Origin of the sequence: Paracoccus haeundaensis (genome assembly GCF_006239215.1) — a bacterium.
GTDB lineage: Bacteria > Pseudomonadota > Alphaproteobacteria > Rhodobacterales > Rhodobacteraceae > Paracoccus > Paracoccus marcusii.
In genome coordinates this window covers 1-5,193 of sequence record NZ_VDDC01000077.1, presented here as the reverse complement: position 1 = coordinate 5,193, position 5,193 = coordinate 1, and the positions used below count along the sequence as shown (strand labels likewise).

General features: G+C 54.8%; 4 protein-coding genes. 2 read left to right on the top strand and 2 right to left on the bottom strand.

The annotated features are described in order from the left end of the window. Positions 1 to 304 precede the first annotated feature (304 nt). Complete coding sequence (locus FHD67_RS19840; RefSeq protein ID WP_139599809.1) at positions 305 to 2,995, top strand: N-6 DNA methylase; 2,691 nt, start codon at positions 305 to 307, stop codon at positions 2,993 to 2,995. A 152-nt stretch (positions 2,996 to 3,147) separates the two neighbouring features. Next, positions 3,148 to 3,429: a hypothetical protein gene (locus tag FHD67_RS19835; protein WP_176695229.1), complete on the top strand. Its 282-nt coding sequence runs from the start codon at positions 3,148 to 3,150 to the stop codon at positions 3,427 to 3,429. 129 nt (positions 3,430 to 3,558) lie between these two features. Here the strand turns inward: FHD67_RS19835 and FHD67_RS19830 are convergent, their stop codons facing one another. Further along, on the bottom strand, positions 3,559 to 4,062 hold the full coding sequence (locus FHD67_RS19830) for a GNAT family N-acetyltransferase (protein WP_139599807.1): 504 nt from the start codon (positions 4,060 to 4,062) through the stop codon (positions 3,559 to 3,561). A gap of 149 nt (positions 4,063 to 4,211) precedes the next feature. Continuing rightward, a complete protein-coding gene (locus FHD67_RS19825) occupies positions 4,212 to 4,874 on the bottom strand; it encodes an HAD-IA family hydrolase (RefSeq protein WP_139599806.1) in 663 nt (220 codons plus the stop codon). Between the last annotated feature and the right edge of the window lie 319 nt (positions 4,875 to 5,193).

Genomic DNA, 5,193 nt, shown 5'->3' with positions numbered 1-5,193 from the left:
GTCGTCTCCACCGGGGGCCGTGTCCTCGCCTTCGGCTGCGGGCCGCACCACCCCCCGGCTCCGATCCTTTGACAGAATGTAGATTCACGCGCAGATTTGCCGTGCCGCAGGCAGAAACTCCGGCAATACCGGTTCATGAACCAAGCAATCTTGCCTCGTTTGCCAAGCAATATTACCGCTTTGGGCCCTTCCAGAAAGTTCGTATGGGCACTGGACAGTAAGCACCTGTCAGCTTGCCGTTATGGTCTCTCGGGTTCTATTACTACGACACCACGCGACATCTGCGTCGGGTTAAGGACGGGCTATGTCGAACGAAGAGCTGAACCAGCGAAGCTACCTTTCCACAGGATCGCTCAAGGGCACCAAATTCGGCGATTACGAAGAACTCAACATCGGGGCCACGAGCATCCGTGAGCTTAGGGCGGCGGGTGTGGACACCATCGTCGCCGCAGACATCAACTTTCCATTTCAGGCTTACAAGAAGCTAAAAAAGCCTGAATCCGCGAAGCCAGATCGGGTTTTCCTGATGCGGAGAGAAGGCAAGCTTGAGCCCGTCGCCACGGGCGAGCACAAAGGGCCGACAAAAATGCGGTCCCCCAATGAGCTCTTGAGAGCCTCCGAGCAGGGCCTGTTTGCCGCCGCGGCCATAGGTGCTCGGGTGGCAATCACGTCAGACGGCAAGGCTTGGTACTACATTGACGTAGAGGTCTCCTTGGCTAAGGGAGAAATCGTGTACTTCGCAGATAAGCGGGATTTTGGACCTGGCGTTTTGGCAAACTTGCTGGCAGGTGACGCCGGAGTATCGAAGGATCCTGCTCCGCTCGCGGAAAAGATCTGGCAGACCATTTGGCATGCCACAAAGGAAGAGCCTAAGCAGTGCTTGCTGACCTTTGTGGAAATCTTCGTACTAAAGTTTCTCTCGGACAATCTGCCACTGAAGACCCTGCCCGAGGCGTATCGCTTCTATGGCCTTCTAGCCGACCCCAAAACGTTCCAAGAGCAGCACGGTATTACGGCCATCGAGTACTATGTGTCTAAGATCCGGCCGTTCATCAAAAGCATCTTTCCTGACAACACCGTGGCACTTGATCCTCAAGTTGGCAGCACGTTCGGCCTCAGCACCATCGTCTCAAAGACTTCGGTCATCAATGGATTTGCCTTTCTCCGCTCCTCCAGCGTGACCTTGGCAGGCTTCAACCGTAGTTTTCTTGACATCCTTAACGACTTTCAGGATTTTGGACCGCTTACGACCATAGACCCGGAATTCAAGCTTCGGCTCTACGAAACCTTCCTTCGCCGCAGCGCGCGGCAGCAGAAACTCGGCCAATTCTTCACGCCGCGTAACGTCGTACGTCCTATGATCCGCATGGCCCGTCTGGATACATTGGCGGACGGCGCGATTGTGCTCGATCCGGCTGCGGGAGTCGGCGGATTCATTTTGGAGCCGCCGTTGCTGGTACCAGAGATAGCAGGTAATACCACGTTCTCCCAAGGGCAGGCCCATCGCCGCATCAAGTTTATCGGCGTTGATGTGGATGCAAACACGCACATCCTCGCGAAGGCGAACACACTCATTCACCACGCTGAAGCCGTCCGAGATCCGTCCATCACGATCAGTGCGCTGAACCAACTGATGGCGGAAACTTTTGTGCTGATGAACTCCAACGAGACGCTAGGATCGCTAGAGAACCCTCCTAGTGAAGTCGTAGATGTGATCCTTACAAATCCGCCTTACGTCACCAAAGGCAGCGGTGTCTATAAAGACGAAGTAAGAGAGGCGGGAACCGGCAGTAACGGCACCGACCTTCGGGACTACTATGACAAGTCCGGTCTTGGTGTGGAAGCACTCTTCCTCCGTTATATCTCAGGCGCCCTGAAACCCGGCGGGCGGGCTTTTGTCATTGTTCCGCTTGGCCTGTTGAACAGAACGGACCCTGGACCCAAGCGGCGCATTCTCGAAGAGTGCAATCTCCTCGCTTCCATTGCGTTGCCGCGGAACACCTTCTTTAACACCGCGCAGCTGACCTACATCTTAGTGCTCGAAAAGCGTCACACTGCCGCCGATGCTCGGCCCGATGTGCTGTGCGGAATTGCCCGGACAATAGGTGAAACATTGAACTGGGAACGTGTACCCTCCCCAAGGGACAACGATCTCTCCGATATTGCGGAGATGTTTGTCAACTTGGCAAAGGGCGATGTGACGGCCGCCGATGGCTCAGCAATAGCCAAGCTCGTTGACGCTGATAATTTCACCGAAAATGATCGCTGGGACGTCACCAGATTCTGGACTGAGGAAGAGCTGGTGGATCTCGGTCAGAAAGAGTCCGCTGTTACACGCGTGGACTTCATCGACGAGACTAGGACTGAGCTGCAGGAAATCAGCGACGAGATGGAAGTCGCAAAGAAGGAATTGCAGTCACTAACATCCGGCCCCACACAGACCATCGGCATAGGTGACCAATCCTATTTCCATGTGCGCTCCGGAACCCGCGTCACGGGCAAGGAGATCCGTGAAAACCCAGGCAATCTGCCTATCTACAGCTGCTTCAAAACGGAGCGGGAAATCAAAGGACTGGTGGACGCCTCTTATTTCGCCACGCACAAGGGCGGAAGAATCGAAAACCAGGCCGATAATCCAAAAGGCATTGTCACGGTTAACGCAAACGGCGCAAGCGTCGGCAAGGTTTATGTACGTCGCGACCAGTGTGGCATTACCGATGATGTTATTATCGTCGAAGTTAACGGTGAGGACATTGACCTCGACTATCTTGCCGTAGCCTTGAAAGCGGCTGTTTACAAAGGCGGCTTCCTATATGAGGCCAAACTTTTTGCGACTCGCGTTCGGGGGCAGGAGGTCGATATTCCGGTCAAAAGCGACGGTACATTTGATGTTGCCCAACAGCAGGCAATTGCCAGCGCTGTTCGCCGCTTCGATGCCCTTCGAACGCGGCTCCACGATGTCGGCGTCCGCAGCGAAACTGTCCGAACAATCTAGTCAACTCTCATAAAATACGTCACCAACGCAGTTTACGTGCTCCAGTGGTAGCTTGGTAACTGCACGCTTTAGTAAGGAACGCAGCGCAAGGTCAGCCGCGGATTTGTATTTTCTTGGCCGACTGTAGCGCAGCTGTAGGAATAATTGAGACCATGAAATTTAGAACAATTGCGCTCGCTATAGTGACCATGCCTGCGCTTGCCTCTATCGCGCTGGCAATGGACCCGCTCTACGTGCCCACGGTCAATATCCTGAACACCAAGGGTGAGTTCGAGACCCTGATTTTGGCCGGATATGAAGACGGCGTGTCTCGCACGGAGTGCGAGATGAGATTGGAAGCATGGGACAATGAAATGAATTTCAAAGCAACCATCGATGAGCTCAAGGCGCAGGGGCAGAACGCTTCGATCCGGTTGCAGTGTCAGCCTAAGTAAGCCAGGCGAGCCACTACAGGCAACTGCACAACCGGCAGGAATGTCCCGCACAGCAGACCGTCGACCGCCACCATCTTCCGTCCGCTGTGCGGGACAAAGCGGAAGCTCAGACCGGTTAATTGCCGGAAATCATGCTTTCACCAAAGGGCGAGGCCGTCGAAGTAGAAAACGCGGCCTGTCAGGAAGGTATCGCTCTTCCACAAATCCAGCTTTCTCCAGCACTCGTTTTGAAGCGGGGTTGCTGGGGTGGGCCATAGCCCAGACTTCTGCAAGCTTTAGCCGTTCGTCAGCTTCCACCAGAGCGCGCGTAACCAGCTCGGAAGCGAAGCCACGACCCCAAGCATCAGGGTGGAAATAGTAGCCAACTTCGTATCCCCACCCTCGTTCAAAAGGGTCTTGATAAAGCCCGCCCCAACCGATGACGCGCCCGTCGGCACGGTTAACGACCACCCAAGGCGCAGCGCGATCTTTGCGGCGGAACCATTCGTGGACGAGCACCCGTTTGCGACAGTCTCTCCATGTCGCATCCCGGTGGGTGTAGGCCATGGCCTCCGCATCACCCAGAAACTCAAACAAATCGTCTATGTCCGACGAGCACGGTTTCCTCAAAGTGAGGTGGTCGGTCTGGATCATGCTGAACACCCTTTAATCAGGGCGCAGGTTCATTTGGGCAATGTGCCGTGTCAATGTCGGCTGTGAGCTCCTTGCGCCTACGCCTTAGCGCCGCCCTGGCGGCGGCTATGCGGGACGCAGCGGCCATCCGCAAACACTGAGGTATTACGCTAGCGTGATCGTCTAGATATTGCAGCCTCAAGCATCGACTGCAGGTCGGAGTAGTTCTGAAAATTTAAGCACGATGCATGGTAGGCGTGGGCGGAGCCAAAAAGAAAAGGGGTCATACCAGCTGCTTCCGCAGCCTGGATACCTACGAGACTATCCTCAATGACAAAGCAATTTTCTGGCGCGTAGCCCATACGCTCTGCGGCATGCAAGAAAAGCCGTGGATCAGGCTTCCAATGACCAACTTCGTAAGAGCTGAACAAATGCGGCCCAAAAACCTCTAATAGCCCAACTGCATGCAGGGCGGTTTCGATCTTACTTTTGGGTGCACTAGAGGCAACGCATTTCGGATAAGTAAGCGCCTGCAAGGCCGTTTTTACGCCATCGAAAGCCCGAAGATCGGTAGTGAAAAGCGCTTCAACTGCCGCGTGGTAGCGGTCCTGTGCTCCAGGGCGCGCAATTGCTCCAAACCGCTTTTCGATATCCGCAACAATGGTTGCCAACTTCCAACCTCGGTAGTCGCAAACAAGTTCTTCGACTGTGATCGGAAGCTTTTCATAGAGGGCGATCAGAGCTTTGGCATTGATGCTCTCGCTATCGACCAGCGTTCCGTCCAGATCAAATATCAAACATATTTCCTTGGACGACTTCAAATCAAACCTCATCGTGAAAGCTCCACGGTTGGCGATAGCATGGAGATATGCTGAGGGATACGAAGATAGAGGGATTGATGCCCTTCGAACCCCGCACCCATGACCGGCAGCTAAGGGCTCTTCGTGTCGATGCTGCCTGACACTCGAGAGACTGCTTTGTAAAAGATATGGTGATCGCGGGCACCGCGATCGCTGATCCAGAGGACAGCCGCGCCTCCGCTTCGCTCTGGCACGCCTGACGATTTTTCATTTCGTTTTTCCGCCTGCCATCCGGCCGGCGATCCGAACACGGGCTCTGGTGCCGCTGCGCGTCAGCCTCCACGGAGAAATC